Below are 25,695 nucleotides of genomic sequence, written 5' to 3' on the forward strand. Positions count from 1 at the left end.
ATCCCTAAATGCTTTGTAAGAAACCGTGTAATGCTAGCGCTAACATAAACTGGCTTTAATAAGAAAACACACAGGGGAGATAATCGTGATTAACGGTTTCAAAGACACTGCAGTCGTGTCCAATGCTTTAACTAAGTCTATATTGTGCGGGTCATCGGCTTTTGCTTTGCTAATGGCAGTACCTGCTTTCGCGCAGGATGCAGATCCAATTGAGACCGTTCCAACGAGTTCAACAAGCGACGAAGTTGGCGATGAAGTTGTTGCCACTGGTATTCGTCAGTCTTTGCAAAGTGCTCAGAACCTTAAACAAAATGCCGATACTTTTGTTGACGCTATTACATCCGAAGATATTGGTGCGCTGCCTGACCGCTCGGTGACAGAAGCATTGCAGCGCGTCCCAGGGATTACAATTTCCCGTTTTGCGGCGGCTGACGATCCTGATCATTTCTCTATCGAGGGTACAGATGTTGTTGTTCGTGGCCTGACCTATGTGTCTTCACAATTTAACGGGCGCGATTCATTCTCTGCAAATAATGGCCGCGCGCTTAGTTTTGCCGATGTGCCGCCAGAATTACTTGGCGCCGTTCAGGTTTTCAAAAACCAAACTGCAGATCTCATTGAAGGCGGAATCGCGGGGACAATTAGCCTTGAGACTGTAAAGCCATTTGATCGCCCCGGACGCGTAATTGCGGGTTCATTAGAAGGAAATTATACCGATTTTCGTGATGAGCTAACGCCGACAATCTCAGGTTTGTATTCTGACCGTTGGGATGTGAACGGTCATGAATTTGGGCTTCGGGTAAATGCTGTAAGTTCTGAACTGAAATCCCGTTCGGATGGCTCTCAAATTTCAAGTTTCCAGCCACGAACAGATTTTGGGGCTGATACCGTATATGCACCGGAAGGCGCCGTAGTGCGTACACAGGATTATGACCGTAAGCGCGTAGGCTATGGCGCAGCAGCCCAGTGGGCGAACCCTGATCGTACGATGGAAGCGACGGCTGAATTTATTCGTTCTGACGCCTCGACCTCTTGGGGAGAGAATGTCTCTGAGATTGCAACGGATAATATCGGTGATGATGCCTTCTTCGCTTTACCTGGCGCAGAATTCCAGTTCGGAGCTGACAGCCTCTTTACTCAAGGCTCTTTGTCGGCGCCGTTAGGTTGGCGTGCTGACCAAAACTCGGGTGATGCAAGGCTGCCAATTCATGGTTTGCAGTCCAATAACATTAAACGCGGGGTAGAGCAGGAATATGTCACTTCTGATTATTCCTTTAATTTTAAATACACACCAACGGATAGAGTGTCGCTTAACTTTGATTACCAACATGTAGATTCGACCGTTGATAATGTTGATCACACAATTTGGGGTTCGAGCTTTCAAGATATCGCCTTGGATTTAACGGCGGGTAGTGTGCCGAATATCGAATATCTTACACCGACATTCCAAGGCGGCAGTGTGGATTGTTCAGGCGGCGTGACGCCGGGGTCTACTGGGTCCTGTCCATCCTATTTAATCGGAGACAATCCGAGCTTGTCTGACCCATATAATACTTTCTGGCGCGCTGCTATGGATCACATTGAGCAAAGTGAGGGTACGCAGGATGCTTTCCGTGCTGATATCGAATATGATATTGAAGAGAATTGGTTGAAGTCAGTACGCTTTGGCGGACGTTATGCGAAGCGAGATCAGACAACACGAAGTACAGCTTATAACTGGGGTGTTCTGAGCGAAATTTGGGGGAATGGCGGACCTGTTTGGATGGACCAAGTAGGGACAGGACAGGTTGAAACATATGAATGGGATAACTTCCAACGTGGTAATGTTACGCAGCCTCCCGCATTGCCATTCTATGCTGGAAACCCCGCGCAGAATTATGATTCAGCTTCGGACCTTGCGGATCAGGTTGTACGCGCTTGGCTAACACAGGGCGGTACAACCTTAGGCGATGACTTTGTTGCTGCTGGCGGTGACGCAGGTTGGGCGCGCTTATCTCAGCGGCCAGGCGTTATTCCTGGAACGCACTTTTTGCCTGGTGAAATTTCCGACGTCGTTGAAGAAACAACAGCGATTTATGGTCGTCTAAATTTTGGAAATGACGACCCGTTTGGCAATGGTATCTCCATCGATGGTAATATAGGGCTAAGGTATGTTGAAACCAACGTTAAATCTGAAGGTTTCTTCACTGCGCCACCAGCCTCGGATATCCCTGTATTTGAAGGTGGGCCCGTCATTGAAAATGGTCTGCCTGGGGCGCCTGGCGATGGTAACGTCTGCGTTGATCCTGTAACGTCAACGCCGCCAACTGAGCCGTATGAGCCCCCAGGGTTCTGTGCTTTGACACCGGCGGAGCAAGCCGCTGCGCAGGCTTTTGCTAATGGTGCGACTCAGGCTCTGCCGCAGGCGAATTATACATATGATAACTTCCTACCTAGCTTTAACTTAAAGATTGGCTTGGATGATGAGAAAATCATTCGTTTTGCCTATTCAAAAGGTATGTCTCGCGGCGCAGTTGGCCTCTTGCGAAATTACTTTACGCTGTCAGCTGTGACTGAAGACGACCCTAGAACGCCAACAGTGGATTCTCCGCCTGCAGGGTTTAGAGACGGTTTTTATGGATTTGAAGGTGAGGGCGGTAACCCATCTTTGAACCCTGTGACAGCCGATAATTTTGACATATCATTTGAGTGGTATTTTGATGATGTAGGTTCACTAACGGTTTCTGGTTTCCATAAACGTATCAAAGACATCATTGATACAGGGTCTGGTACGCAAAGTTTTACAAGTAATGGCGTTACCTATGATGATGTGTATCTCGTGCAACCGGGTAATTCGCCTGATACGGGTAAAATTACTGGTTTTGAAATCGCGCATCAACAATTCTATGATGATATCCTTCCGGGATGGGCGTCAGGCTTTGGTACTGCGGCTACCTATACCTATGTTGATAGTAACGGGATCCGTTCATCAGGTGTCAATGCGACGAGTTCAAATCCAACAGCAAATGATGGAGATGCTATTCTTGCTGATGTAGATTCTCTGCCGCTTGCAGGTCTCTCAAAGCATAACTTTAACCTTAGTGGTATTTACGAGAAAGATAAGATTTCTGCACGCTTGTCTTATAACTGGAGAAGTGACTATCTTGTGACGGCACGTGATGTGATTACGCCGTTCTATCCAATTTTCCAGGAATCCTCAGGTCAATTGGATGGCTCGTTTTTCTACACGATCAATGAGAATTTCAAAGTCGGTGTTCAGGCCGCTAATTTGTTAGACACAGTGACTGAAACGACGTCTCTCATTCCTAATACGGATGGCCTTCGTGGTTTCCGTTCGGCATTCCGAAATGACCGCCGATTTACATTTGCGCTTCGAGCAAACTTCTAAAGCGCTTATGTGGTCATTTTGAAACAAAATTAAAGCCGCCGTTTCGGCGGCTTTTTTTGTGCGAAGATTTCTTATACGGTCAAGCTATGTTGAACTTAGATGATTTACCTTCAATTCCGATTTACGAAAACGTCACTTATGACTCCTTTCGCGAAGAAATATACCCTTTGGGCCGCCCAGCCATCCTAAAGGGATATGTATCAGATTGGCCCATTGTAAAAGCGGCCTCTAAATCAACACAGCATGTCTCAGACTATTTGAAAGCAAGGGATACCCATAAGCCTGTCCCAATAATGCATGGGCCAGAGGATATTGAGGGGCAATTTTTTTATAGTGATGATCTACAAGGCCTGAATTTCACGAAGGTATTAAATTCGCTGTCCAAAACGCTTGATGAGATTGAGGGCAACCCAAGCGGTGCCGTTTATATTCAATCTGTACCGACATCTGATATCCTATCAGGATATGATACGGAAAACCCTCTTGATATTGTCGATAGTTCTGTCGGCTCAAGAATCTGGATTGGCAATAAATTAACAGTACAAACCCATTTTGATTTATCTGAAAATATTGCCTGTGTTGTTGCAGGCAGGCGTCGATTTACGCTGTTTCCGCCAAACCAAATCAAGAACCTCTATATCGGCCCATTTGAAAAAACATTGGCAGGCCCACCGATTTCAATGGTGAAATTAAATGATATAGATCATGAGAAATATCCAAATTTTTCCGAAGCTCTTGAACATGGAATGAGTGCAGAGCTTGCAGCTGGTGATGCTATTTATATTCCTTATTTCTGGTGGCACCATGTTCAGTCTTTGGAGGAATTCAATATTCTCGTAAACTATTGGTGGAGTGATATGGAACCTGATTTAGGCTCCCCATATGATGCTCTTTTACATGCGTTGATTAGTTTTCGAGGCATGCCCGAGAGACAAAGAAAAGTGTGGCAAGACGTATTCGCCCATTTGGTTTTTCAGGAAAATGGGGATGCCGCCGCGCATTTGCCAAAGGATAGTCAAGGCGTGCTTGGTGAACATACACCGCAGCAACGGCAGCATATGCGGAAAAACTTAGTCAGGGCCCTCGCATATCAGGCGGGGATTGTCCCGCAAGCGCGTTGACACATTAATATTTTTGTCTGATTCATGAATCAATAATAAGAATAAAGGCATGGCAAGAAAAGGCGTGGACATCATTCTTAAAAAAAGATAGCGTTAACATTGTAAGAAATATAAAATTTCAGGGGAATATAAATGAATACACAAGCCGTATCGGCGGAAAAATCCGCCACCGGATTTATCGTTTTTATTAGTCTCGTCGCAACACTTGGCGGGTTCTTATTTGGATATGATAGCGGAGTAATCAACGGTACCGTTGATGGGCTGCAAACCGCCTTTAATTCTAAGAGTGTAGGCACGGGGTTTAGTGTGGCCTCGATGCTTTTGGGGAGCGCTTTTGGCGCTTTTTTTGCTGGTAGGCTATCTGATAAATTCGGCCGACGGACAATGTTACTCGTCGCGGCTATTCTCTTTATCATAAGTGCCTGGGGCTCTGGGGCCGCTAATAGTTCTGCACCTTTTGTATTTTATAGAATTCTAGGTGGTTTGGCTGTTGGCGCTGCATCGGTTATGGCGCCAGCCTATATTTCTGAAATTGCACCCGCTCGAATTAGAGGTCGTTTAACCTCTATCCAACAAGTGGCGATTATCGCCGGTTTGTTTCTGGCCTTCTTAAGTAATTACTTATTGGCAAAAACATCAGGGTCTTCTCTTTCACCTCTATGGGGAGGGCATGAAACATGGAGATGGATGTTTTGGATGGAATTAATTCCTGCTTTCATTTTTCTGATAATGCTCTTTTTTATTCCTAAAAGTCCGCGCTTTCAAATGGTGCAAGAAGATGAAATTGGCGCGCATAAAACTCTGAGCCGTATATATGGAGAAGCCGGGGCAGGGCGAAAGGTCGCTGAGATTAAAAGTTCTCTAGCCTCAGATCACAAGCCTAAACTAACGGATGTATTAGAGAAGGGCCGCCTGTTCCGAGGAATTGTTTGGGTGGGTATTGGTCTCGCTGTATTACAGCAATTAGTCGGGATTAATATCGTCTTTTATTATGGGTCCGTACTTTGGCAATCTGTTGGGTTTACGGAATCTGACGCCTTATTGATCAATGTTCTATCTGGTGCGCTGTCAATAGGGGCTGTGCTTATTACGCTCGCGACTATCGATAGGGTTGGGCGTAAACCCTATTTGGTTTTAGGGTCAATTGGCATGTTTGTTACGTTGGCTATTGTCGCTTATGCTTTCAGTACGGGCAGTATTGTTGATGGACGTTTGACATTAAGTGACCAAATGGGCCTCATCGCCCTTATCGCCGCGAATGCTTACGTCGTATTTTTTAATATGAGCTGGGGTCCCGTCATGTGGGTCATGCTTGGTGAAATGTTCCCAAACCAAATTCGCGGCTCTGGTTTAGCTGTCGCCGGGTTTGCGCAGTGGATGGCGAATTTTGCCATTACAATGACATTTCCGATTTTCCTCGCAACAATCGGATTGGCGGCCGCTTATGGTATTTATGCCGTCTTTGCTTTTGCTTCGATATTCTTTGTGATTTGGTTCGTGAAAGAAACAAAAGGCAAGGAATTAGAGGACATGGTTGGCTAATCACGGCAAACCAGAATGATTGATGGCTGCCGCGGTGAAAGATACGCGGTAGCTTGTTTGCAAGTAACCGCTCATATCAAGCTGCGAATATACTGCGCGTAAGCATGTCAGCTTTCTGTCTCGGTATAGCGGCATCATTTTAGTGCGTAGCCATCACATAGAGAATATTTTCAAAACAAGCCTTTTCAAATTCAAATGATTACGAATGGAGACCTGAATGCAATTTTTTGTTGATAGTGCAGACCTTGATCAAATTGCCGAACTAAACGATGTTGGGCTCGTCGATGGGGTCACGACAAATCCGTCTATAATTGCAAAATCTGGACGTGATTTTAAAGAGGTCATAGCGCAAATTTGTGATGTAGTGACGGGTCATGTTAGCGCCGAAGTCGTTGCGACCGAGGCTGATGAAATGATTAAAGAAGGGCGCCATTTGCGCAAAATCGCTTCGAACGTTTGCGTTAAACTTCCACTTACAATGGACGGACTGAAAGCCTGTAATACATTGTCTAGAGAGGGGATTCCGACGAATGTGACACTTTGTTTTTCGCCTAACCAAGCACTCCTTGCTGCAAAATGCGGGGCGACTTATATTTCGCCCTTCATTGGCCGATTAGACGATATCACATTGGATGGACTTGAACTCATTGAAGATATTCGAACGATTTACGACAACTATGGCTTTGAAACTAAAATTCTGGCGGCCTCAATTCGCAATGCTAATCATGTCAAAGAATGTGCACTCATTGGGGCGGATGTTATGACGGCGCCGCCAAACGTCATTCGGAACCTCTCTAATCATGTTTTGACAGATAAAGGTCTCGCCGCATTTCTGAAAGACTGGGAAAAAACAGGGCAATCAATCCTGACTTAATTTCAACTCGAGGTTTGCGATTCTCGTCTCTTGAGCGCGTATGCGCTCTAAGACATAAGTGTCTTGTGTGCAATCGGACGCACTCATTGTCTCCAGCATCAGCCATAGTTTTTTCCAAAAACCTGTTTTGTGTTTTAGATCTGTCATTAGGTTAGTCCTCAATGCTGGGTGTGATGGCTATGATGTTTGATGAGCTTTGACTGCAGCGCCAGTATCCGCAATCATCTTGTTGAACGATATTGGCGTCCAATCGAACAACTGCTGGGTTCTCGAATTATCAGCGCTGACATTCATGCCCAGGAAGCTGAGCATACCTTTTGCTTCGCGATCAAATAATGCGGAGAGGCGAATTATAAGGTTAGGCGCAAAACGCGTGCTTGGGCCCTCGTAGCCTTCATCTTTAAGGACCTGCGCCACATCCGCAAAACCATGAGGCTTCGAGTCTGACGCGATGATTCTTTGGCCTGACGCGCCGTCGTGAGTCATGGCTAAAACATGAAGCTTAGCCACGTCCCTTACATCCACCATTGGCATTGCTAGTCGCGGTACCATTGGCAGTTTACCCTTCAACATCTGATCGATAAAACCCATACTTGCACCGGTCAAATTATCTCCCAGTGGAGGCCCATAGACAGCACCGGGATTTATGACAACCAATTCCATTTGGTTAGTACTGGCCTGACTATTCACAAAGTCCCATGCAGCCTTTTCGGCCAGGGTTTTACTCTTGATATAAGTGCTGACATCTTTTGCATTGATATCCGTCCAGTGACTCGGCGTCACTGTTCCGCTTTTCATACTTCCCATCATGGAAACAAGAGAACTCGTAAGAACCACTCTCTTGATTTTAGCCTTTTCGGCCGCATGCAGTGCACGAAGAGTTCCTTCGACAGCTGGGTTAATCATTTCAGCTTCAGATTTCGGGTTTGCAACAGTGAAAGGAGACGCGACATGGACAACAAAGTCGCTGCCATTGGCCGCTTCGTCCCAACCTTCGTCTTTAGATAGGTCCAGCTCGACAAAGGTCAACTTTGACGTATCGACGGACGCCGCATGTAAAGTATCGCGGACATGTTTTTCTTTAGATTTACTGCGGATAGAGCCGCGAACATGGTAACCATCTTCCAAAAGAAGTTTCGCCACGTGAAGACCGATATATCCTGAAACACCGGTTAATAATACTGTTTTGGTCATTGGGTTTCCTTCAAAACTGTTTTCAACATACCTCGAAGTGAGGACTTGATTAGTTTCGTACTAACTGGTACGTAAAATATGTCAACAATAAAATACCGATAGGTACGATTTAATGAGCGATAGTGAAAAACGAGGTCGAGGCCGCCCCAAGAGTCTAAACCGTGACCAAGTCATTGCGACGGCAATGGAACATTATTGGGTAGATGGCCCGGCAAATGTCTCAATTAACGAGATCTGCAAACGTGCGGGTGTTTCGAAACCGGGCCTTTATAGAGAGTTTGGAGGTGAGGATGGCTTGCATCAGGCTGTGCTTGAAAATTATCTCGATAAAGGTCTTAAAAAACTATATGATGTTTTGGCAGTTGACCGGCCCTTTAAGGACGGAGTCGAGGCCTTGATTAATCTGTTTTTGGAAAGCCGTTCCGTATTTACTTCACCAAGGGGATGCCTTCTTAGGGATATGCGCTCTTGCGAAGATCATTTGGGGCCCAACACTTGTGAGACGATTGAGCGACTTCACAGTGATTCTATGGCCCAATATGCGGTCTGGATTGAGCGCGCAAAGAGCAGAAATGAAATCCAGAACATATGGACTGACATCGCAGTGGAGTATGTAGACTTGCAATTTGGTAACGCAATGTTGCTTCTTAAACGCAATGAACCTGATGATATGATTGTTCAAGTCATGCGTTTGGCATTTTCAGTTTTTACTCCAAAACTGTAAGGCGCTTAGGCTTAGTCACTTTAAGACTATTGAATTAAGACTATTGAAGCTGTATTTCCGCAATATGGGGTTTCATGGGTGCATTTATGCCATCGTTAACTCCCATTCCGCTTGAAATTGTTCTTTCTCCTCCTATGTTTTGAGGGTGTCTCAACTCCAATAAATTGCCTCATTTTTTAAAGGGGCTGACGCATACTGACACTCTGTCCGTTTTGCTGAAACAACTTATGAAAGTTGTCAGAGTTACATGTGACTATTATAATCATGTCCTAAATTGTTCGGGTGTAGTCTCTAAGAGAAAATGCGTGCTTTTCATTATAATTAGGTGCACATGCATCTTGACCAACTGTTTAAAGTAAATCGTAAATGGATAAAAATAAAAAGTTCACAGCCAGCGTTGCGCCCATGATGGATTGGAACGACTATCCAATAAAAACAATGGGTTAGGCGTCCTCGTGTGCAATCTGTGTGCAGTTCGAAAAAGTTTTGTGCCTAAAATTAGGCATTATTTGAGGGTAATTTGAGTGATGTGAAGTGACCTCAAATGAGGTCAGATTATCGGATGATTTTAAATACTTCGCCGCTCGTTTCGTCTCTATACATGTCAATGAATTCGCCATTGAAGTGATAGGCAAAATGCCGACCTTGCATGGGCACTCCAATCAAATCAGGCCAGAAAGCCGCGAGGCATAAACCGCCTTCATGTCTGACGCTTGGGTACAGAATACCAGATGAGCCGTTTCGTCGAAAGTCACGTGCGAGTGATTGAGAGGCGACATAGTCATCTGGTGCCAGGCACTGGGCATAATCTTTTCGGTCTGTGAGGTCGTGGAAGCTGTGGTCGACCTTGCCGATGAGTTCGCGGTATTGAGAGAACCATCCGGGCTCCTCTTCACTCGCACGGTAAATTTCTGAGCGATGATGCATTGTCTCAGCGAGAGCTGTCTCGGCTTTCTTCGCTGCATAGTAAGCACCAAAGGTGCCGTCGTGAAACCGACCCGCCCAATTTGGGCTGACGTGTGTGAAGGGTGCCATAACATATGAGGCTCCAGGGCCTGAAACACGCCGTTCTGGCGGGACAAGTGATAACTGCCCAATGACTTCGACAATCCGTGGATTGCTCTTGGCCTCCAGCGAGGCCAGAAGCTCCCAGTCTTCGGGGTCGGAGGTGTCTTCAAATAGATCAATAGGCGGAAAGATGGACGAGATGATGCGATAAGCCTTCGACCATCTCACGCGTTTCGTTTTAAGGGGCGACCTAGCCACGGATTGCGTCGAGATAGTCTCTTATCGCCATGAGGTCTGTCATGCGGCCATTGAGTAATATGTCTAAAGGACGTGCGCCATCGAAATGGGCATTTGGCATTTTGATCCAGTCATAGCCGCGCTGCTTTTCAGTGAAGAGGTATTTTAGCCCTTTGTGAATACCGGCTAGAATAGACAGGCGCATCTTTCTGTCCATATCCATAGGGCCAATATGGCCTTTCTTCCAACGGGCATAAGTGCGGTTACCGATACCGCCCAAAAGAACACAGCTTTCAGTATCGGTTAGATTCCAGAGCTCAAAGACTTTTACGGCAAAACGTGCGCCAGCCTCGGCTTCAGAATCCGTAATCTGAAACGTGCCTTGGGGTAGGGCGACTGCTCGCTTTCCGCTATGGACTTGTTGAAACTGCATAATAAGCTCCTGTGTGAGTTATATATGTCTTTTATGCCAAAATGTCAATATTGTGTATAATTATGACAATTGGCTAATATAAACAAAGGTGGCGTTTGAGAATAATTTGAGTCCGCAAGCAGGAGCCAAGAAAAATTAATAAATTCAATTATTTCAGTGAGTTAAGTGTCAGTTAAATCGTAAAAAGGGCACATAAAAAGCCGTATAAAAGGGCACATGGGGATAATTTAGAGGTCTCCACATTTTGTTGTGCCCAAGGGGCTACTAGACGATTCGTCTAATACTAACCTAGAATATGCCTAAACCAAGTTGTTGTGAAGCGCAGGTTTTATATCTGATAACAAACGTGGGCACAGTTGACGCATATTTCATTGAAACAGGTGTTAATCTGTAAAAAGTAGAAAGTCTCATAAGGGGGCATTGCGGACATTAAATAAGCGGCTTAAACTACCCAAAAATAGGCTTGATAATTTTTAAGCTTTTCTGGGCGTATTTGTAGGCCAAGCTGAAAGTCCACCTTGGAGGCATGTTATCATCAAACTCCGAAAGATACTGTTTAGCAGTAACTGGGCGTTTGGAGGTCATGAACCACCTAGACTTCTAATCATTGGCTTTCGGGCAACCTGACTACAATGCCCTCCATTTCTTCTGTAATAGGTATTTGGCAAGATAATCTTGATGTCGGCTGAACTTCATCAGCAAAATCAAGCATGGATTGTTCCATGTCATCAGGGGTGCCGGTTAGCGCCGAGTAAGAACTATCAATATAAACATGACATGTCGCGCATGCACATGCTCCGCCACAATCAGCGTCAATTCCAGCGATCGAGTTTTTTACAGCGGCTTCCATAAGGCTGTCGCCGACTTTTGCCTCAATAGAGTGTTCTTCACCTGCATGTGACATAAATAGAATTTTGGGCATGATAAGTCCTTTATTTAAATTGAGCGGCAATGTCTTTTAAAGAGCGATCGCTATCGGCGAGCCATTCGGGGGGGACTTTTGCCTTAGCCGTAATGAGCCGCTTGGCTGTCATAAATTCTGGCGCGCTATTAATGGCGTCAGCTGCAATGAGGATATCATCTTTAAAGTAGAAGACAGCGAATTTTTCATTGTCGCTATCGCCGCGAATAACAAAATTATCATAATCTGTGGACAGGCCTGCGATTTGTAATTTGATATTATATTGATCAGACCAAAACCATGGGCAGTCTAGTTTTGGGGCAGGTTTGCCCATAATCGCGGCTGCAACCTGTTTGCCTTGCTCAATGGCATTGTGAACACTTTCAAGACGCCCCAGGCGGCCATAAGGGAGGATAAAGCGCTTCGCACAATCTCCCGCGGCATAAATATGAGGAATATTTGTTCTGCCTGCCTCATCCACTAAAATGCCATCTTCGCATTTAATTCCGGCTTCAGCGGCGACTTCAATATTGGGTAGGATGCCAATACCAATCAGAAGAGCATCACAGGGTAAAGTTTCACCAGAGGCAAGTGTTACGCTGTCAGCCTTGCCATCTTTTCCATTAATAGATGAGGTTGAGCATCGCGTTTTAATGTTTACACCATAACGCCTGTGCAAATCTTCGTAAAACGCGCTAATTATTGGGCTCGTAACGCGGGCCAAAACGCGGTCCGCCAGTTCTAAGACCGTGACGTGAGTTCCTAAAGTCTGTGCCACTGCAGCCGTTTCAAGACCAATGTATCCCGCACCTATGATGACGAGGTTTTTATCAGGCCCGACATGCGGCCGTAGTGCGTCGACATCTACGAGATTGCGCAGCCCAAAAACATTTTCCAGCTGTGCTCCCTCCATTGGGAGCGTGCGATTACGTGAGCCCGTTGCAAAAACGAGATGATCAAAATTGAATATTTTTCCAGATTGTGTTGTGGCTGACATTGAATCTGCGTCAACAGATGAAATAGTTATGTTCGTCAAAACATCAATATTTTGAGACTCGTACCATTCAGCGTTTTTAAAGTAGAGCCGCTCTTGTTCCAGTTCCCCTTTCAGATAGGCTTTAGAGAGTGGTGGGCGTTGATAGGGCGGGGAGGGCTCTTCACCTAATATCGTGATTTTCCCTTCAAACCCACCCTGCCGCAAAGAGGTGGCGGTTTGAGCCGCCGCTTGTCCCGCACCAACAATCAATACCGTCGCATCTGACATGGTTAGTTCGCGTGTTTTTTCAAATCGAGGGCCACATCCACTATCATGTCTTCTTGGCCTCCTACCATGCGGCGACGGCCAAGCTCGACGAGGATTTCGCGTGTATCCATATCGTAATCTTCCGCCGCTTTTTCGGCGTGTCGGAGGAAGCTGGAGTAAACCCCCGCATAGCCCAGTGAAAGCGTTTCGCGGTCAACACGGACGGGGCGATCTTGCAATGGACGGACAAGTTCTTCGGCAGCATCCATCAGTTTGAACGTGTCACAGCCATGGTTCCAACCCATCTTGTCGACGGCAGCAATAAAGACTTCGAGCGGTGCGTTACCTGCGCCTGCTCCCATTGCAGCAAGCGAAGCATCAATACGGCGCGCGCCGTTCTGAACAGCGGTGATTGAGTTGGCGACCCCGAGTGACAAATTATGATGGGCGTGTACGCCGCGTTCTGTTTCAGGTTTCAACACACGGTCATAGGCTTGTAATCGGGTCGCATAATCATGCATGTTCATTGCGCCGCCTGAATCGGTACAATAAATGCACGTCGCGCCATAGCTTTCCATAAGTAAGGCTTGTTGAGCGAGGTCTTCAGGTTCGATCATGTGGCTCATCATTAGAAAACCAACTGTGTCCATACCTAAATCACGTGCAATCCCGATGTGCTGGCGAGAGATGTCCGCTTCCGTACAATGTGTTGCGATACGAACAGAGGTCGCACCGAGGCTGTGTGCCTGGCGCAGGTCATGTTCCGTCGCGATGCCGGGGAGGCAGAGCGTTGCGATTTTAGCATTTTTGACAGAGGCTGCGGCGGCTTCAATCCACTCCCAGTCCGTATGACGACCAAATCCATAGTTAAAGGAGCTTCCCTGTATGCCATCACCATGGGCGACTTCAATGGCATCGACACCCGCTTCATCAAGTGCCTTGGCAATATTTGCAACATCATGGATGGTATATTGATGACGAATAGCATGCATGCCGTCGCGTAGCGTTACGTCTTGGATATACAGCTTATCCTTTTTGGGATTTGTGACTTTACCTGTCATGCCGCCGCTCCAAATTTAAGTGTGGCAATTTTCTCAGCTGTCGCCATGCCAGCAGACGTCATAATGTCGAGGTTACCTGCATAGGCAGGAAGGTAATGTGCTGCGCCTTCTACTTCGAGAAAGACAGAAACCTTCACACCTTCGATAGGCTCCATTCCTGGCATGCAAAGCGGGTTATTTGAGCCGAAGCGTTCAAACTGGACCTCTTGTTTGAGTCTGTAACCCGGCACGTAAGCCTTAATATCATCGACCATATCTTTGACTGATGTTTCGATCTCAGCTTCATTGCCGCCAACGGAGAAGGCGTAAACGGTGTCGCGCATCAGAAGCGGGGGTTCGGCAGGGTTCATGATGATGATAGCTTTACCTTTTTCCGCGCCTCCAACAGTTTCAATGCCTTTGGAGGTCGTCTCAGTAAACTCGTCAATATTGGCCCGCGTTCCAGGACCTGCTGATTTGGAACTAATGGAGGCAACGATTTCCGCATATGGCACAGATTCCGAAACACGGCTGACAGCATGGACAATTGGAATTGTTGCTTGGCCGCCGCATGTGACCATGTTCACATTAGGCTCATTGAGGTGCTCATCCATATTCACGACAGGCACACAATAAGGACCAATGGCGGCGGGCGTTAGATCAACCATTTGCTTGCCATCACGCATACAAATGGCGTGATGATGTTTATGTGCGCCTGCAGATGTGGCATCAAAGACGATATCAATCTCGTTCCAGACATCCATTTTTGTGAGGCCGTCCAAGCCTTCATGGGTAGTGGCGACTTTTAGGCGTTGCGCTCGGGCCAAGCCATCAGAGGCCGCGTCGATACCAACTAAAGCCCCCATCTCTAATACCTTAGAATTGCGCATCACCTTGATCATCAAGTCCGTGCCAATATTACCCGAACCGAGAATGGCAACTTTAATTTTTTTGGTCATTTAAAGCTCACTTCACAATCGCCAATACCTTCGATCGACACGTGCATTTTATCACCTGAAGAAACAGGTTCGAGAGGGACGAGGGACCCTGAGAGAATGATCTCTCCTGATTTAAAGGGTATGTCACGTTCTCCGAGTGTGTTCGCGAGCCATGCCACGGCTTTTAAAGGTGAGCCAAGCGTTGCCGTGCCGACGCCTTCTGAGAGCGGCTTGCCATTTTTTGTAACAACAGCTTTACAGCCCAGAAGGTCAACCGTATTTGGATCAACCCAATCAGGACCAATCGCCATTGTTCCGCAAGACGCGTTATCAGCGATTGTATCTTGAATTTTGATTTTCCAATCTTTGACGCGACTATCCACGACTTCGAAACAGGCTGCTACAGATTCTGTTGCTGCGAGAACATCTTCTTCTGTAATGCCAGGCCCAACTAAATCTGCTTTTAACTTGAAAGCAATTTCAGCCTCTGCGCGCGGTAAAATCATGTTGGAGGTGTCCACGACATTGTCCTTGGCCCACATTGTATCTGTTAGGAAACCGAAATCAGGTTGATTAACACCGAGCATATTCATCACAGCGTCAGAGGTGATTCCAATTTTTTTACCAATGTCTTGTTCACCCGCTGATTTACGTAGTGCGTAAATCGCGAGTGAAATTTCATAGGCGTCATCAACCGTCAATCCTTCATAGGTTTCGGTCAAAGGGCCAATAGGCTCTCCGCTGCGTAGCGCATGATAAAGAGCATGCGCAGCAGCTTGGGTAATGTCATGAGAGGCCATTCTATTTCCCGCTATTCTCTTTGAGGAACGCAATCGCGAGTGGGTTATAGAGCTCTGGACGCTCGTGCTGTGGCCAGTGACCACATTCATCAAATAGCTCCAAACGTGAGCCTTCAATATCCGCATGCATCTTATCAGCTTCAGGCACTTCACCAAATGGGTTGTTGCGACCCCAAACGATAAGTGTTGGTGTTTTGATCTTGTTAAGCTGCTCCGACGTCATCATATTGCGTTGACGGATTTCCATGTTCTGCAAGCAGAGTAGGTTGTGCAGGTTCTTTTGGAATTCGGGCTGATGATAAATCACATAGCGTGTCTGAACCAATTCCTCAGTTGCATCAGCCGCGTCATGCATCAAAAGCTGAAGGCGTTTACGGGTCAGGTCGATATCGTCTTCCATAACAGCGGCTGTTGTTGACTTGATGAGGCGCTCCATAATGGCTGGGTTCGCTTTCGTCCCGCCCGCTGCGATAAGTTGCAAAGAACGAACGCGCTCCGGATGGTTCAAAGTCAAAATTGCGGCAGTCCAGCCGCCCAAAGATTCACCTGCCAAATGCGCCTTTTCAATACCCATAGCGTCCATGTAATTGATGACATGTTCAACATAGCGGTGAATTTCAAAATTATAGTCCGGCTTATCAGTAAAGCCATGGCCAAGCGCATCGATTGAATGGCATTTAAACCCAGCCTCAACGTGAGAGCGGATATTGCGCGTAAACGCTTCCATATGTCCTGATGTGCCGTGCATCATAATCACGTCTTCACCTTCACCTGCGATGAGGGCGCGTGTTTTGATACCTTTGGCATCCACGTGTTTTACTTGAAATTCAAGACCCAATAGGTCGTGCCAAATAGTCATAGTCTTCTCCTGTTAATTCGGTTCACAAATAAATACGCCCATTCCCGTCAGCCAATCGGGCATAGGGGAATAAGCAAGGGTTTTTCCGGTGGCAAAATTGATAGCGGAATGCATGACAATCCAATTGCGCAGTTCGTTGGCACCATTGCCCGCCGTTTCGACGAGGGTGTCTTCGGAAATTGTTTTCAGCCAGTCTTCGGTTTTACCGTCGCATAAGGCTTGTAGAAACGTCTCATCAAATTCTTCGTTTAGTCGCGGCGGCGCGTTTACAATAATTGCGCGGCGACGCTTTTCGTAACGTTCCCAATCTCCGCGGCCGTTTTTCCAGCTATCAACAAGGAAGTCATCATTATCGCTTTTTGGCTTGCGCCAATCTGGGAAAGGGAGTTGGTGCGATAATCCGCCACTTGCAATGATAGCAACTGTCATATCATCGGGCAGGGTTTCAACCGCAATTCGAATGGCTTTTCCCAAAGTCAGGCAGCGCTCCAAGCGAGGTAGAGGCGGCGCGAAACTATTTATCATAATAGGTACAATCGGAATTTGATTTTCCAAAGTCAGATATTGGATTGCATGACTGATACCATGGTCGATAACGAAACGTGTTGAAAAGGCCATGTCATAGCCTTGATCAAGTAAACTGTTGGCTATGGTTAAAGCATTATCCGGGCTTGTCTTTTGTGCGCCTTTAGGCGTGCCGTGTTCTCCACTTGATTCAATTTCATCAACGCCAATGGCAAAGCTCGACATCATATCCAGCCAGTGCCCGCGAAAGTGGTTTGAACCAACGACAATTGCGAGGTCAGGCTTTAGTGCATGCATAGCAGCGCTAGCTTGGTGAAGTGCATTTTTAAAATTATGCGCTTCAGGGAGGTGGTCAACCTTTGCCCATTGAGTATTCATTAGCGTCGTATGAGACGCGCCTATGCCCATGATTATTTTCGCCATTAGCTCATCTTTCCGAAGTATTTAAGAACGCTCAGGGTCAGGAATTTCGTGAGATGGCGAAGCTCGTTGATGGCAACGCAGTTCATACCGAGCGCGAAATCGACACTGGGTAACTTAGCTTTCGCCAGTCCTATACGGGCGGTAGGGATACCATGCTGGCGCAAAATATTTGCATCCGTTGCCCCTGACATGAGTGTAAAGGGTTCATGTGGGCGGCCCTTTAAGTGCTCCCAGACTTGTGTCGTGGTTTGAATAATCGGTTCTGATGGCGACGTGTGCGATCCATCGATCGTCTGTACGCGTTTCGTGGTAAGACTTAGGCCAAGTTCCCCGCGAAACGTCTCAATTGCTTGAACAAGTTCTTTTTCGACATCATCAGCATTTTGTTGTGGCGTGAAGCGTAAATCGATTAAGAAACGCGCAGCTTCTGGCGTGAAAGAGGGCATGCGCTTCCAGCCTGATTCCATATGCGCGATATGGCCTTGCGGGCGGCATAGAGCGCTCGCATGGCGTTCAGAATAGCCCTCAAACCAATCTTCAAGTTTTAGGATAAGCTTGCTCGCATTGGCGATAGGGTTGTCATAAGGCATCAGATGACGCGCGCCGACATAATTATGTTTGCCCGCAACTTTGACCTCTAACCAAATAAACCCAACTTCTTCCCATGTCACCGATGTGCCAGATTTAGCTATAATCGCGGCGTCAACCTTTGGAATTTGGGTGAGCATGTACTCGCAGCCTGAGCCGTGGCCAGAGTTGTGGTCAAAACCCTCGCGGCCATGTGTGGGCATACCCCCCGCCCCAAAGCCGTAAAACAGATTGCCGGGCAGCTCAATATTCAGCGCTTTTAAGACTTTAGCCGTTTCAAGAATACAAGCGCCGTGACCTTTTGGGTTATGTGCGCCAAGTCCAAAAACGTGGCCGTCTTTAACATAAGCTTCCGCCCGAAAGTCATCCCGCATGTGAGGACCAAGCCAAGGCAGATCTTCTGCTTTGCTATTACTTGTGACCGTGTCAATCGGCGCATAGAGCATGAGCGATTTGCCATCGCTCCTCTCGGAGTAGATTCCAAATGCGTTGGATTGCGAGGGGCTAATCTCTTGCGTGGATGCGTCCACATCATAGCTTTGGAGCTTGCTGCATATATATGCAGCCAGAGGTGCTTCCTCACCGGTAGGCGAGGCAATATTGACCATGTCGGAGAGAGTTGTCGTTAAACTGTCATCCGATATTAAGTCATCGATATGAGCGCTAAGGCTCAACTAATCTTCCCAAGGGGCGTCTTTGGGCGCGCCGACCCATGTGCCTGAAACTTTAAGTAAGAAATCAACAAACAGGTTTTTTATAATACGGATTGGATTCATGATTATGCTCCAGCCATGACTTCATCATGGGGCTGTTGAAGGAAGCCGTGAACAATCTGAAAGTAATGTTCAGGACGTTCCTCTTGAAGGTGATGCGAAGAGGCATCCAAAATATGTAACTGGCCACGCTGAACCATATTCATCAGCATCAGGGGATAATCTGGAGTTAGGAAGTCATCTTGAAGCCCCCAGCAAAAAAGGGTCGGGCAGGCTACATCTTTAAGAACGGGCTCCATTTCTTGCCATTCTCCGCGCGGGCTGTCGGCATTTGCCGCGAGTGCCATTTCTTCTGGGTTCAGGCTTTGCTCGAACCGCATTTTCACGGTTTCTTCAGGTATGAGGTCTGGGTTGTACCATTCTAGGCGCGCGATGAGCTGACGCATTTTTTCAAGCGTTGGGCCTTCCGCTCCGCCGTAATAAATGTCGCGTGCGTTACGACCGCGCCGACCACCCTCCGGGAGCGGGCAGAGTGGGCCTCGGAAAACGGGCATAGAACCTGTGATGGTTAGAGACCGCACACGCTCAGGAAAACGCGAGGCGAGGCGGAGAGCGATTGTCCCTCCCCACGAGTTACAGACAAAATCAGCTTTTTCGACACCGAGTGCATCCATTAGCCGCGTGATAGAGCCGCTATGATAATCCCACATGGGCCCTTCAATAATGTCTTTGCTGGATTGTCCATATTGTAGCAAATCCGGCATGATGACTCGGTAATGCTCTGCGAACATATCAGATACAACGGCAAAGTCAGACCAAGCTGTACAGCCAGGACCGCCGCCATGAAGAAGAAATACGACGCGGTCACCGCTGCCCTTTTCGATGGTGTAGTATTTGTCTTTGCCGGCTTTTACCATTTGTCCTTTTGGAGCTGGGCCAGGGTTAAGGCTTACGAGGTTTTCGGACATGGTTACGCGTCCTCTTCTATTTTGTCATGAAAGGGATGAGGGCCTTTGAAAAGCTTGCGCCATTCCAACAACGAAACGTCCGGGCGATAAAGGCGCTCAGGTGGTGCGTTGGTTTCTTCGACCATCCAATGGTCTTGGCCCGAGAAGTTGCCATGAAACATCCAGCGAATTTGCAAAAGATATTGCAAGTAGTAGAGCCACTTTTTAATGCCGGTTTTAAACTGGATCATCACCCCAACATATTTTGTTTCATCGACGTCTATCGGGACATAGAACTCATAATGAATGAAGTTCGGATAAGCGATACGGAGGACGCCTGGCAGCGAGATTGATGCGAAGCCAGTTAAGTTTTGTTTTTTGATGTAGGCATTTGTTTTGCCGCCACCCGTATTGCCCATAAATTTACCCTGACGCTGTTTTGGTTTTATTTTGAACCAGCGGTCATTCGTCCATTTACCAAGCCCTGGATAGTCAGCTTCCCAGTAGCGTTCGTCTTCAACGCGGTAGAGCCATCTTCCTTCTTTCTCGATATGAATCTTATTCCATGTCGGCATTACTTTCATTATGCGCCAGATTGATGTGCGGTGCAGATATTTGGCGTGACCTTCATCGAATCCGTTTTCCGCGTAAAGACGCCAATCGCCGCCGCGATCCTCGATCCGGCCGCCCACAGCGTATTTAGGAGGGTCGACTAACTCTTTTGGAAGCTGGTCTTTAAGCGGGTGCGGTTCACCGTCACCCACATAGACCCAGATAAGGCCAATGCGTTCTTCTGCTGGGTAGGTTTTTACTGCGGCCTTATTGCACATCCGGCTATCGGGTCCGTCGGTTATAACGGCCTTTAACTCGCCGTCTTTCAGGTTAAATGTCCAGCCGTGGTAGGGGCAAGAGACGGTATCAGGCCACCACTGCTTGCCTTGAGAAAGTCGGACGCCGCGGTGAGGGCAGCGATCGTGCAGAGCGCGAGGTTTGCCCTCGGCGTCTCGTTGCAGCATGATTTTCTCACCGCATACTTTTATACCCGTGGGTTTTTTAGCTTCTAGCTCTCGCGCCCAAAGCACAGGGTACCAATAGTCGCGCAATCCTTGTTTGGCGGCTTCATATTCGGGAAATGCGCTCCAATCCCGACCTGGGTCATATTTTTTAGCGTGAGCTTTTTCTTCGAGTGTCATAGATTTATTCACTGAATTATCTCCCCAGAATTATTTTCCATTCTGTATAGAGCTTGCTCAATGCATCGTAAAATATTATACTTTTATAGGTTCAATAACAATTTGTTATATCAAAATTGGGAGACAATGTGGATTTTCGCCGTATTCAACATTTTGTGCACGTTGCGGAACTTGGCAGCCTGTCAAAGGCCGCTGAGCGTCTTAACATCGTGCAGCCCGCATTATCACAGAGTATCAAGCGGCTTGAAGATGAGCTTAGTGTCTTACTGTTCAATCGGAGTAGAAGAGGAATGGAACTCACCGAATCCGGTCAAACATTTCTCAACCATGCTTATGGCATATTGAATCAATATAATCGCGCGAAAGAAAGTTTATCTGCAAAAGACGGAGATCCTCAAGGTCTCGTCTCAGTGGCAATGACAGCAAGTTCACTGGGGGCGCTAACGGTACCTCTCGCGAAAAGCCTCATGCTCCATTATCCTAAGATCAGGCTAAACATAGAGTCCGGTCTCGCAGCCAACATCCAACAGTCATTTGAAGCGGGAGATTATGATCTGGTTGTAAGTCATCTTGTAAGTGCAGGCGCCAGCATTCACATAGAAAATTTAATAGAAGAAGACCTTTTTTTGACGTCTCCCTATGATCCAAACAATCTGGGCGCTGAGATTGAATTCAAAGACCTGGAGGGATTGCCTCTTATCATTCCGCAAGATCGCCACGGCGTTGCGCCAGAAGTGGCAAAATATGCACTGGAAAAAGATATTGAGCTTGAAATGGCCCAGGTGGCCGGCACGATGCACGCCACTCTTCAGCTTATAGAAGCTGGTTTAGGGCATTCTTTTTTACCTTGGTCTGCTATTCACGAACGCGTTGAGCAAAATCGTATTTCTGCCCGTAAGGTCATAAACCCAAGCTTACACCATAAAGTCAGTATGGTGTATCCAACTCACCGGCCTCTGACACCCGCGACGATCGCCGTTATGGATCTCATTCGGCTGGCGGCAAAAGATGTATATAATATAGGAAATTGGGCCGGCACATTGCTACTGTCTTCAAAGTAATATAAATGCGTGAAGAATCATGTAAGCGTTGATAGTCAATGGAGTCGAAATGTCAGATTTGTTAGCGAATTCACCAGTTATTCCGGTCGTTGCTATTGAAGATTCCGACAACGCTGTTGGTCTTTGCGAAGCGTTACAAGAGGGCGGTATCAATGCAATCGAGGTAACCTTACGTACTTCTGATGCGATTAAAGCTATAAAACAAATCAAAAAACACTGCCCAAATATGATTTTGGGTGTAGGTACTGTGTTGACGCCTGATGATGTGTCGCGATCTGAAGATGAAGGTGCCGATTTTTTGGTCTCGCCAGGATTGTCGCCGAAGCTTCAGAAAGCGCTTCAATCGACTAATCTGTTGGTACTGCCGGGGACAGCCACGCCATCTGAAGCCCTCACGGCATATGAAGCGGGTTTTGATAAAGTTAAGCTATTCCCAGCTGGCGCGGTTGGCGGAGCAGCGTTAATCAAGTCTGTTTATGCGCCCATGCCAAATATCAGCTATATGCCAACAGGCGGGGTTCGTTTGGCAAATATGAATGATTATCTTTCATTGCCCAATGTATATGCCGTGGGCGGCACGTGGATTGCTTCAACAGCTCTCATTAACGCAAGGGATTGGAAAACCATCCAGGGGAACGCCCGGGACGCGATGGATATGTCAAAAAAATGCTAGTGTGAGTTTCGGCTTAACTCTATAGGCGGTCAAAAATGAGCGATAAGTTTGAGTTTAACTCATCGATTGTCTCGTTCTCCATGCCTTCAAACGTTTCATTCGTAGACTGTTTGACAAGTTTCCACGCTTTTTCTCTTAGCTTAAACCCTTTAGCAGTAGCCGAAACGACAGAAACCCGGCCATCTTCTTTACTCGTTTTGACGGTCACAAGACCTTTGTCTCGCATTCGATAGACAATGCGGGTCATTGTTGATTGTTTTGTGATGCTTTGATTAGCTAAAAAAGACACGCTTCTGGGTTTATCGGGGTCCATCAACATAAGAACCCTCCAGCTCGGAATATCTAAGCCTTCATTTTTTAGGTGCTCTTCTAGTTTTTGCTCATACTTCGCACCAACTATGGTGATCCAGTAGAAAACCCACTCTCTTCTATCAAAGTTTTCTATGTCCATGAGTATATCACCCTCTTAACTGCCCAATTCTGTGACTTCTCAGCCTATTAAAACCTATATTCGATTTATCACAACTACATAGAGCGTGCCGTACTTCATTTGTCTGGTATTTTCTTAAGAATAATTGTGCTTCCGGCAACACCGTTCTCCCGATTACAGACTCATTGACTCGCCTAAGTAAGCAACATAACCATAATTAGATGAATAATCACGTAATCGGCGGCAGGGCCTAGTTTGTCAATACGTATGGCATTATGCTCGGAGGCATTCGGTGAAAGTAATAGAAGAATTTTCTAAGCTGCCGAGGGCTAACAGAATTGGCCTTCTGGTTCTCACAATGATTAACATGCAGGATGGGTTTGACCTTCTTGCGATCTCCTTCGCCGCCAATGCAATTTCAAATGACTGGGGATTTCAGAGGACAGAGCTAGGCTGGGTATTCAGCGCAGCCTTATCCGGGATGCTCTTTGGGGCAACATTTCTTAGTCCTTTTGCTGATAGGTTCGGCGTCCTTTTGCTGATAGGTTCGGCCGAAAAGCCGTTACTATTATCGGGCTAATATTATCAGGTGTCGGCATGTTGATGGCGGCGTCATCGCCAAATTTAACATGGTTACTTATTGGACGACTTATTACGGGCATAGGGGTCGGAGCCATAATAACGAGCCTGAATACTTTGGCCGCTGAATATTCAGGGCCGAAACTCAGGTCGACCATGATTTCTATTTTTCAACTTGGTTTTCCAATTGGGGCAATACTCGCGGGCTATATTTGCCTATGGTTGCTAGGTGTTGGAACATGGCGGCATGTATTTGTCTTTGGAGCGGCGCTTTCCTTTGTTTTTGTACCTGTTGTGTTTTTTCTTCCTGAATCTCCGGAGTATCTGAAGCAAGCATCAATTGCCAAAGCTGAAAATTCCGGGAAATTATCGACTCTATTTACACAAACCTACAGGTCACGGACGTTGCTCATAAGTATTTCATTTTTTCTTCAGTTGATGGTGTTGTATTTCATGCTGTCTTGGGTCCCAAAACTTATTGAAGATATGGGGCATACCGCAGCAGATGGAAACCGCGCAGGTTGGCTCATCAATGTCGTGGGCATGCTGTGTATTTTTGTTATTGGGTTTATGGCGCTACGTTTCGATGTAACGAAGGTCACGACTTTCTTCTATATAGGACTTGCTATCATGTTGGCCTTAATCGCGAGTTTCTCGCCTTCATTATTTGCGATTACGAGTCTCATTGCAATAACAGGGTTCTTTACTCACGGTGCCATGATTGGTCTCTATGCGACTGTGCCAACACTTTATCCAGTTGAACTTCGAGCAGCAGGTTCGGGATGGTCGATTGGAATCAGTCGCCTTGGTGCCGTGTGGGGGCACCATTTTCCTATCATAGCAAGTTGCGTAAGCCTCTGAAAAATTTCGGAAAATCTCTCTTTCCTGTACTTTCCACACGGTAACTCGCGCGATTTGCCTCACTTCTTGCCTTACAAAAGGCGGACGCAGGAGATGGCAGGATGAAAGCGATTAGACGGCCCGACCAATACCTACGGTTACGCGGCGATACATGGCACTATGTGCGGCGCGTTCCGAAAGCGGTCAGACATCTTGATAACAGAACTCTGATATACCGCTCACTAGACATAGATAGCCGCAAGGTTGCGCGCCAGCGGCGGGATATTTGCGCCGACGAAGACAACCAGCGTTGGAACGAGTTAATGCCAAATCGTTTTCAGCCGCCCCCTAGAGAGGCAAGTTATCGCGCTGCAAGTCAACTCGCCCGCTCTCGTGGGTGCAACTATAAGCCAATGGAGAGCTTAGTCTCACAAGACACTGTCACGGATTTGCTGCACCGCCTCATTGCATTGGAACCACTAAAAGACCGCCCGCAGCCAAAGGAAGAACGAGACGCGGATGCCCTTCTTGGAAGCTTAAAAACGCCTTCTGTGACCATCACAGAAGCTATGGACTTATATCTGTCCGAGATCGTCGCCGACGAGTTGTCCAATAAACCACCTGAATAAATTACGAATTTCTCTAAGATTAAACGTCGTGCCGTGGCTAACTTCGTCACCATAAACGGCGATATAGATATGCGAGATATTACCCGCGAACACGCCCACGCCGTGCGCAAATTCTGGCATGAGCGCATCCATCCGAAAGACGGCTCCGAGCCCATGAGCGGGAGCAGCGGCAATAAAGACTTGGGCAGCTTGCGCAAACTCTACCGCCGTTATTTTGAACACATAGGCGAAGAAGAGCGCGAAAACCCGTTCCGCAATATGCGGTTTAAAGACAAAATTCTAACGAAGGTCATGCCGTTTAAAGACGATTGGGTCAGGTCACGTATACTCGCGGCCAATGTTTTTGATGGCCTCAATCGGCAAAGCGCACTCCTCTGTATGGCCTTGATTGAGACAGGATGCAGGCCAAGCGAGCTTGCTAACATCAAGCCAGAGAACATTCGGCTGGATGCCGAGGTTCCGCATATTCGCATCCGTTCTACGAAAGATAGAGAGCTGAAATCAGGCGCATCCGTACGCGATATTCCGCTTGTCGGGGTGGCGTTGGAAGCCATGCGGCAAGCCCCGAATGGGTTTCCACATTATCGGGATAGGAGCTATTTGCTAAGCGCCTCGCTTACAAAAGCGTTCAAAGCGAGAAAGCTATTCCCGACGAAGCAGCAACGCATTTATAGCTTTCGACATAGCTTTAGAGCCGAATGTTGGAGGCTGGATTGGACTTTGGATTGCGTTGCACATTGATGGGTCATCGTAATCCGCGCCCAGAATATGGGGATGGAGGGTCGCTAGATT

At 47.0% G+C, this 25,695-nt stretch carries 23 protein-coding genes and 1 pseudogene; 10 read left to right on the forward strand and 14 right to left on the reverse strand.

The window, feature by feature from the left end:
• Window positions 1-85 precede the first annotated feature (85 nt).
• The 4 genes from DES40_RS02375 (at window position 86) to fsa (ending at window position 6,925) form a co-directional block, all read left to right on the forward strand.
• The gene (locus DES40_RS02375; protein ID WP_121098967.1) at window positions 86-3,388 is read left to right on the forward strand and encodes a TonB-dependent receptor; all 3,303 of its coding nucleotides are present in this window, start codon (window positions 86-88) and stop codon (window positions 3,386-3,388) included.
• An 86-nt stretch (window positions 3,389-3,474) separates the two neighbouring features.
• Window positions 3,475-4,509: a cupin-like domain-containing protein gene (locus DES40_RS02380; protein WP_121098968.1), complete on the forward strand. Its 1,035-nt coding sequence runs from the start codon at window positions 3,475-3,477 to the stop codon at window positions 4,507-4,509.
• Window positions 4,510-4,641: 132 nt separating this feature from the next.
• Window positions 4,642-6,051, forward strand: a complete 1,410-nt coding sequence (locus DES40_RS02385; RefSeq protein WP_121098969.1) for a sugar porter family MFS transporter — start codon at window positions 4,642-4,644, stop codon at window positions 6,049-6,051.
• Window positions 6,052-6,268: 217 nt separating this feature from the next.
• Window positions 6,269-6,925, forward strand: coding sequence for a fructose-6-phosphate aldolase (gene fsa / locus DES40_RS02390; protein WP_121098970.1), 657 nt, complete (start codon window positions 6,269-6,271; stop codon window positions 6,923-6,925).
• 177 nt (window positions 6,926-7,102) lie between these two features.
• On the opposite strand, the gene DES40_RS02395 is transcribed toward fsa, so the two are convergent.
• Window positions 7,103-8,119: an SDR family NAD(P)-dependent oxidoreductase gene (locus tag DES40_RS02395; RefSeq protein ID WP_121098971.1), complete on the reverse strand. Its 1,017-nt coding sequence runs from the start codon at window positions 8,117-8,119 to the stop codon at window positions 7,103-7,105.
• A gap of 112 nt (window positions 8,120-8,231) precedes the next feature.
• On the opposite strand from DES40_RS02395, the gene DES40_RS02400 reads away from it, so the two are divergent.
• Entirely contained in the window at window positions 8,232-8,843 is a 612-nt protein-coding gene (locus DES40_RS02400; RefSeq protein WP_121098972.1) for a TetR/AcrR family transcriptional regulator, read from the forward strand.
• A 555-nt stretch (window positions 8,844-9,398) separates the two neighbouring features.
• Here DES40_RS02400 and DES40_RS02405 read toward each other — a convergent pair.
• The 12 genes from DES40_RS02405 to DES40_RS02460 form a co-directional block, all read right to left on the reverse strand.
• Window positions 9,399-10,079, reverse strand: a complete 681-nt coding sequence (locus DES40_RS02405; protein ID WP_233345357.1) for an RES family NAD+ phosphorylase — start codon at window positions 10,077-10,079, stop codon at window positions 9,399-9,401.
• A 22-nt stretch (window positions 10,080-10,101) separates the two neighbouring features.
• Window positions 10,102-10,521 (reverse strand): MbcA/ParS/Xre antitoxin family protein, encoded by a 420-nt coding sequence (locus DES40_RS02410; protein ID WP_121098974.1) that lies wholly within the window; start codon window positions 10,519-10,521, stop codon window positions 10,102-10,104.
• Window positions 10,522-11,125: 604 nt separating this feature from the next.
• Complete coding sequence (locus DES40_RS02415; RefSeq protein ID WP_121098975.1) at window positions 11,126-11,443, reverse strand: 2Fe-2S iron-sulfur cluster-binding protein; 318 nt, start codon at window positions 11,441-11,443, stop codon at window positions 11,126-11,128.
• A 10-nt stretch (window positions 11,444-11,453) separates the two neighbouring features.
• The gene (locus DES40_RS02420) at window positions 11,454-12,686 is read right to left on the reverse strand and encodes an NAD(P)/FAD-dependent oxidoreductase (RefSeq protein ID WP_121098976.1); all 1,233 of its coding nucleotides are present in this window, start codon (window positions 12,684-12,686) and stop codon (window positions 11,454-11,456) included.
• Between the two features lie 2 nt (window positions 12,687-12,688).
• The gene (gene dmpG, locus DES40_RS02425) at window positions 12,689-13,726 is read right to left on the reverse strand and encodes a 4-hydroxy-2-oxovalerate aldolase (RefSeq protein WP_121098977.1); all 1,038 of its coding nucleotides are present in this window, start codon (window positions 13,724-13,726) and stop codon (window positions 12,689-12,691) included.
• Window positions 13,723-14,664 carry an acetaldehyde dehydrogenase (acetylating) gene (locus DES40_RS02430; protein ID WP_121098978.1) on the reverse strand — a complete coding sequence of 314 codons (942 nt, stop codon included), beginning with the start codon at window positions 14,662-14,664 and terminating at the stop codon, window positions 13,723-13,725. Before DES40_RS02430 ends, dmpG begins: the two co-directional genes overlap by 4 nt.
• Window positions 14,661-15,443 (reverse strand): fumarylacetoacetate hydrolase family protein, encoded by a 783-nt coding sequence (locus DES40_RS02435; protein ID WP_121098979.1) that lies wholly within the window; start codon window positions 15,441-15,443, stop codon window positions 14,661-14,663. The genes DES40_RS02430 and DES40_RS02435 overlap by 4 nt, the downstream gene beginning before the upstream one ends.
• Window position 15,444: 1 nt before the next feature.
• On the reverse strand, window positions 15,445-16,302 hold the full coding sequence (locus DES40_RS02440) for an alpha/beta fold hydrolase (protein WP_121098980.1): 858 nt from the start codon (window positions 16,300-16,302) through the stop codon (window positions 15,445-15,447).
• Window positions 16,303-16,314: 12 nt separating this feature from the next.
• Window positions 16,315-17,250, reverse strand: coding sequence for a DODA-type extradiol aromatic ring-opening family dioxygenase (locus DES40_RS02445; RefSeq protein WP_121098981.1), 936 nt, complete (start codon window positions 17,248-17,250; stop codon window positions 16,315-16,317).
• Window positions 17,250-18,512, reverse strand: coding sequence for a M20 family metallopeptidase (locus DES40_RS02450; RefSeq protein ID WP_121098982.1), 1,263 nt, complete (start codon window positions 18,510-18,512; stop codon window positions 17,250-17,252). The genes DES40_RS02445 and DES40_RS02450 overlap by 1 nt, the downstream gene beginning before the upstream one ends.
• 104 nt (window positions 18,513-18,616) lie before the next feature.
• Window positions 18,617-19,519, reverse strand: a complete 903-nt coding sequence (locus DES40_RS02455; protein ID WP_233345358.1) for an alpha/beta fold hydrolase — start codon at window positions 19,517-19,519, stop codon at window positions 18,617-18,619.
• A 2-nt stretch (window positions 19,520-19,521) separates the two neighbouring features.
• Complete coding sequence (locus DES40_RS02460; RefSeq protein ID WP_121100353.1) at window positions 19,522-20,691, reverse strand: aromatic ring-hydroxylating dioxygenase subunit alpha; 1,170 nt, start codon at window positions 20,689-20,691, stop codon at window positions 19,522-19,524.
• Window positions 20,692-20,819: 128 nt separating this feature from the next.
• Between DES40_RS02460 and DES40_RS02465 the strand changes: the two genes are divergently transcribed.
• Window positions 20,820-21,752: a LysR family transcriptional regulator gene (locus DES40_RS02465; protein ID WP_147405835.1), complete on the forward strand. Its 933-nt coding sequence runs from the start codon at window positions 20,820-20,822 to the stop codon at window positions 21,750-21,752.
• Between the two features lie 49 nt (window positions 21,753-21,801).
• The gene (locus DES40_RS02470) at window positions 21,802-22,425 is read left to right on the forward strand and encodes a bifunctional 4-hydroxy-2-oxoglutarate aldolase/2-dehydro-3-deoxy-phosphogluconate aldolase (RefSeq protein ID WP_121098984.1); all 624 of its coding nucleotides are present in this window, start codon (window positions 21,802-21,804) and stop codon (window positions 22,423-22,425) included.
• A 19-nt stretch (window positions 22,426-22,444) separates the two neighbouring features.
• Here DES40_RS02470 and DES40_RS02475 read toward each other — a convergent pair whose 3' ends face one another.
• A complete protein-coding gene (locus tag DES40_RS02475) occupies window positions 22,445-22,876 on the reverse strand; it encodes a MarR family winged helix-turn-helix transcriptional regulator (RefSeq protein ID WP_121098985.1) in 432 nt (143 codons plus the stop codon).
• Between the two features lie 522 nt (window positions 22,877-23,398).
• Here DES40_RS02475 and DES40_RS02485 point away from each other — a divergent pair.
• From DES40_RS02485 to DES40_RS02495, 3 genes and pseudogenes are all read left to right on the forward strand, one after another.
• A pseudogene (locus tag DES40_RS02485) lies at window positions 23,399-24,295 on the forward strand (MFS transporter); the annotation flags it as partial.
• A 101-nt stretch (window positions 24,296-24,396) separates the two neighbouring features.
• A complete protein-coding gene (locus tag DES40_RS02490; protein WP_121098988.1) occupies window positions 24,397-24,903 on the forward strand; it encodes a DUF6538 domain-containing protein in 507 nt (168 codons plus the stop codon).
• 69 nt (window positions 24,904-24,972) lie between these two features.
• Entirely contained in the window at window positions 24,973-25,644 is a 672-nt protein-coding gene (locus DES40_RS02495) for a site-specific integrase (protein WP_121098989.1), read from the forward strand.
• Window positions 25,645-25,695 lie beyond the last annotated feature (51 nt).

The organism is Litorimonas taeanensis, from assembly GCF_003634015.1.
Taxonomy (GTDB): domain Bacteria; phylum Pseudomonadota; class Alphaproteobacteria; order Caulobacterales; family Maricaulaceae; genus Litorimonas; species Litorimonas taeanensis.

Bases quoted from the DNA above. Each gene is read 5' to 3' on its own strand.
- DES40_RS02460 (WP_121100353.1), bottom strand. From the start codon at position 20,691: ATGACACTCGAAGAAAAAGCTCACGCTAAAAAATATGACCCAGGTCGG.
- DES40_RS02415 (WP_121098975.1), bottom strand. From the start codon at position 11,443: ATGCCCAAAATTCTATTTATGTCACATGCAGGTGAAGAACACTCTATT.
- DES40_RS02455 (WP_233345358.1), bottom strand. From the start codon at position 19,519: ATGTCCGAAAACCTCGTAAGCCTTAACCCTGGCCCAGCTCCAAAAGGA.
- DES40_RS02440 (WP_121098980.1), bottom strand. From the start codon at position 16,302: ATGACTATTTGGCACGACCTATTGGGTCTTGAATTTCAAGTAAAACAC.
- DES40_RS02420 (WP_121098976.1), bottom strand. From the start codon at position 12,686: ATGTCAGATGCGACGGTATTGATTGTTGGTGCGGGACAAGCGGCGGCT.
- DES40_RS02470 (WP_121098984.1), top strand. From the start codon at position 21,802: ATGTCAGATTTGTTAGCGAATTCACCAGTTATTCCGGTCGTTGCTATT.
- DES40_RS02475 (WP_121098985.1), bottom strand. From the start codon at position 22,876: ATGGACATAGAAAACTTTGATAGAAGAGAGTGGGTTTTCTACTGGATC.
- DES40_RS02430 (WP_121098978.1), bottom strand. From the start codon at position 14,664: ATGACCAAAAAAATTAAAGTTGCCATTCTCGGTTCGGGTAATATTGGC.
- fsa (WP_121098970.1), top strand. From the start codon at position 6,269: ATGCAATTTTTTGTTGATAGTGCAGACCTTGATCAAATTGCCGAACTA.
- dmpG (WP_121098977.1), bottom strand. From the start codon at position 13,726: ATGACAGGTAAAGTCACAAATCCCAAAAAGGATAAGCTGTATATCCAA.
- DES40_RS02380 (WP_121098968.1), top strand. From the start codon at position 3,475: ATGTTGAACTTAGATGATTTACCTTCAATTCCGATTTACGAAAACGTC.
- DES40_RS02395 (WP_121098971.1), bottom strand. From the start codon at position 8,119: ATGACCAAAACAGTATTATTAACCGGTGTTTCAGGATATATCGGTCTT.
- DES40_RS02435 (WP_121098979.1), bottom strand. From the start codon at position 15,443: ATGGCCTCTCATGACATTACCCAAGCTGCTGCGCATGCTCTTTATCAT.
- DES40_RS02410 (WP_121098974.1), bottom strand. From the start codon at position 10,521: ATGCAGTTTCAACAAGTCCATAGCGGAAAGCGAGCAGTCGCCCTACCC.
- DES40_RS02445 (WP_121098981.1), bottom strand. From the start codon at position 17,250: ATGGCGAAAATAATCATGGGCATAGGCGCGTCTCATACGACGCTAATG.
- DES40_RS02400 (WP_121098972.1), top strand. From the start codon at position 8,232: ATGAGCGATAGTGAAAAACGAGGTCGAGGCCGCCCCAAGAGTCTAAAC.
- DES40_RS02385 (WP_121098969.1), top strand. From the start codon at position 4,642: ATGAATACACAAGCCGTATCGGCGGAAAAATCCGCCACCGGATTTATC.
- DES40_RS02495 (WP_121098989.1), top strand. From the start codon at position 24,973: ATGCGAGATATTACCCGCGAACACGCCCACGCCGTGCGCAAATTCTGG.
- DES40_RS02490 (WP_121098988.1), top strand. From the start codon at position 24,397: ATGAAAGCGATTAGACGGCCCGACCAATACCTACGGTTACGCGGCGAT.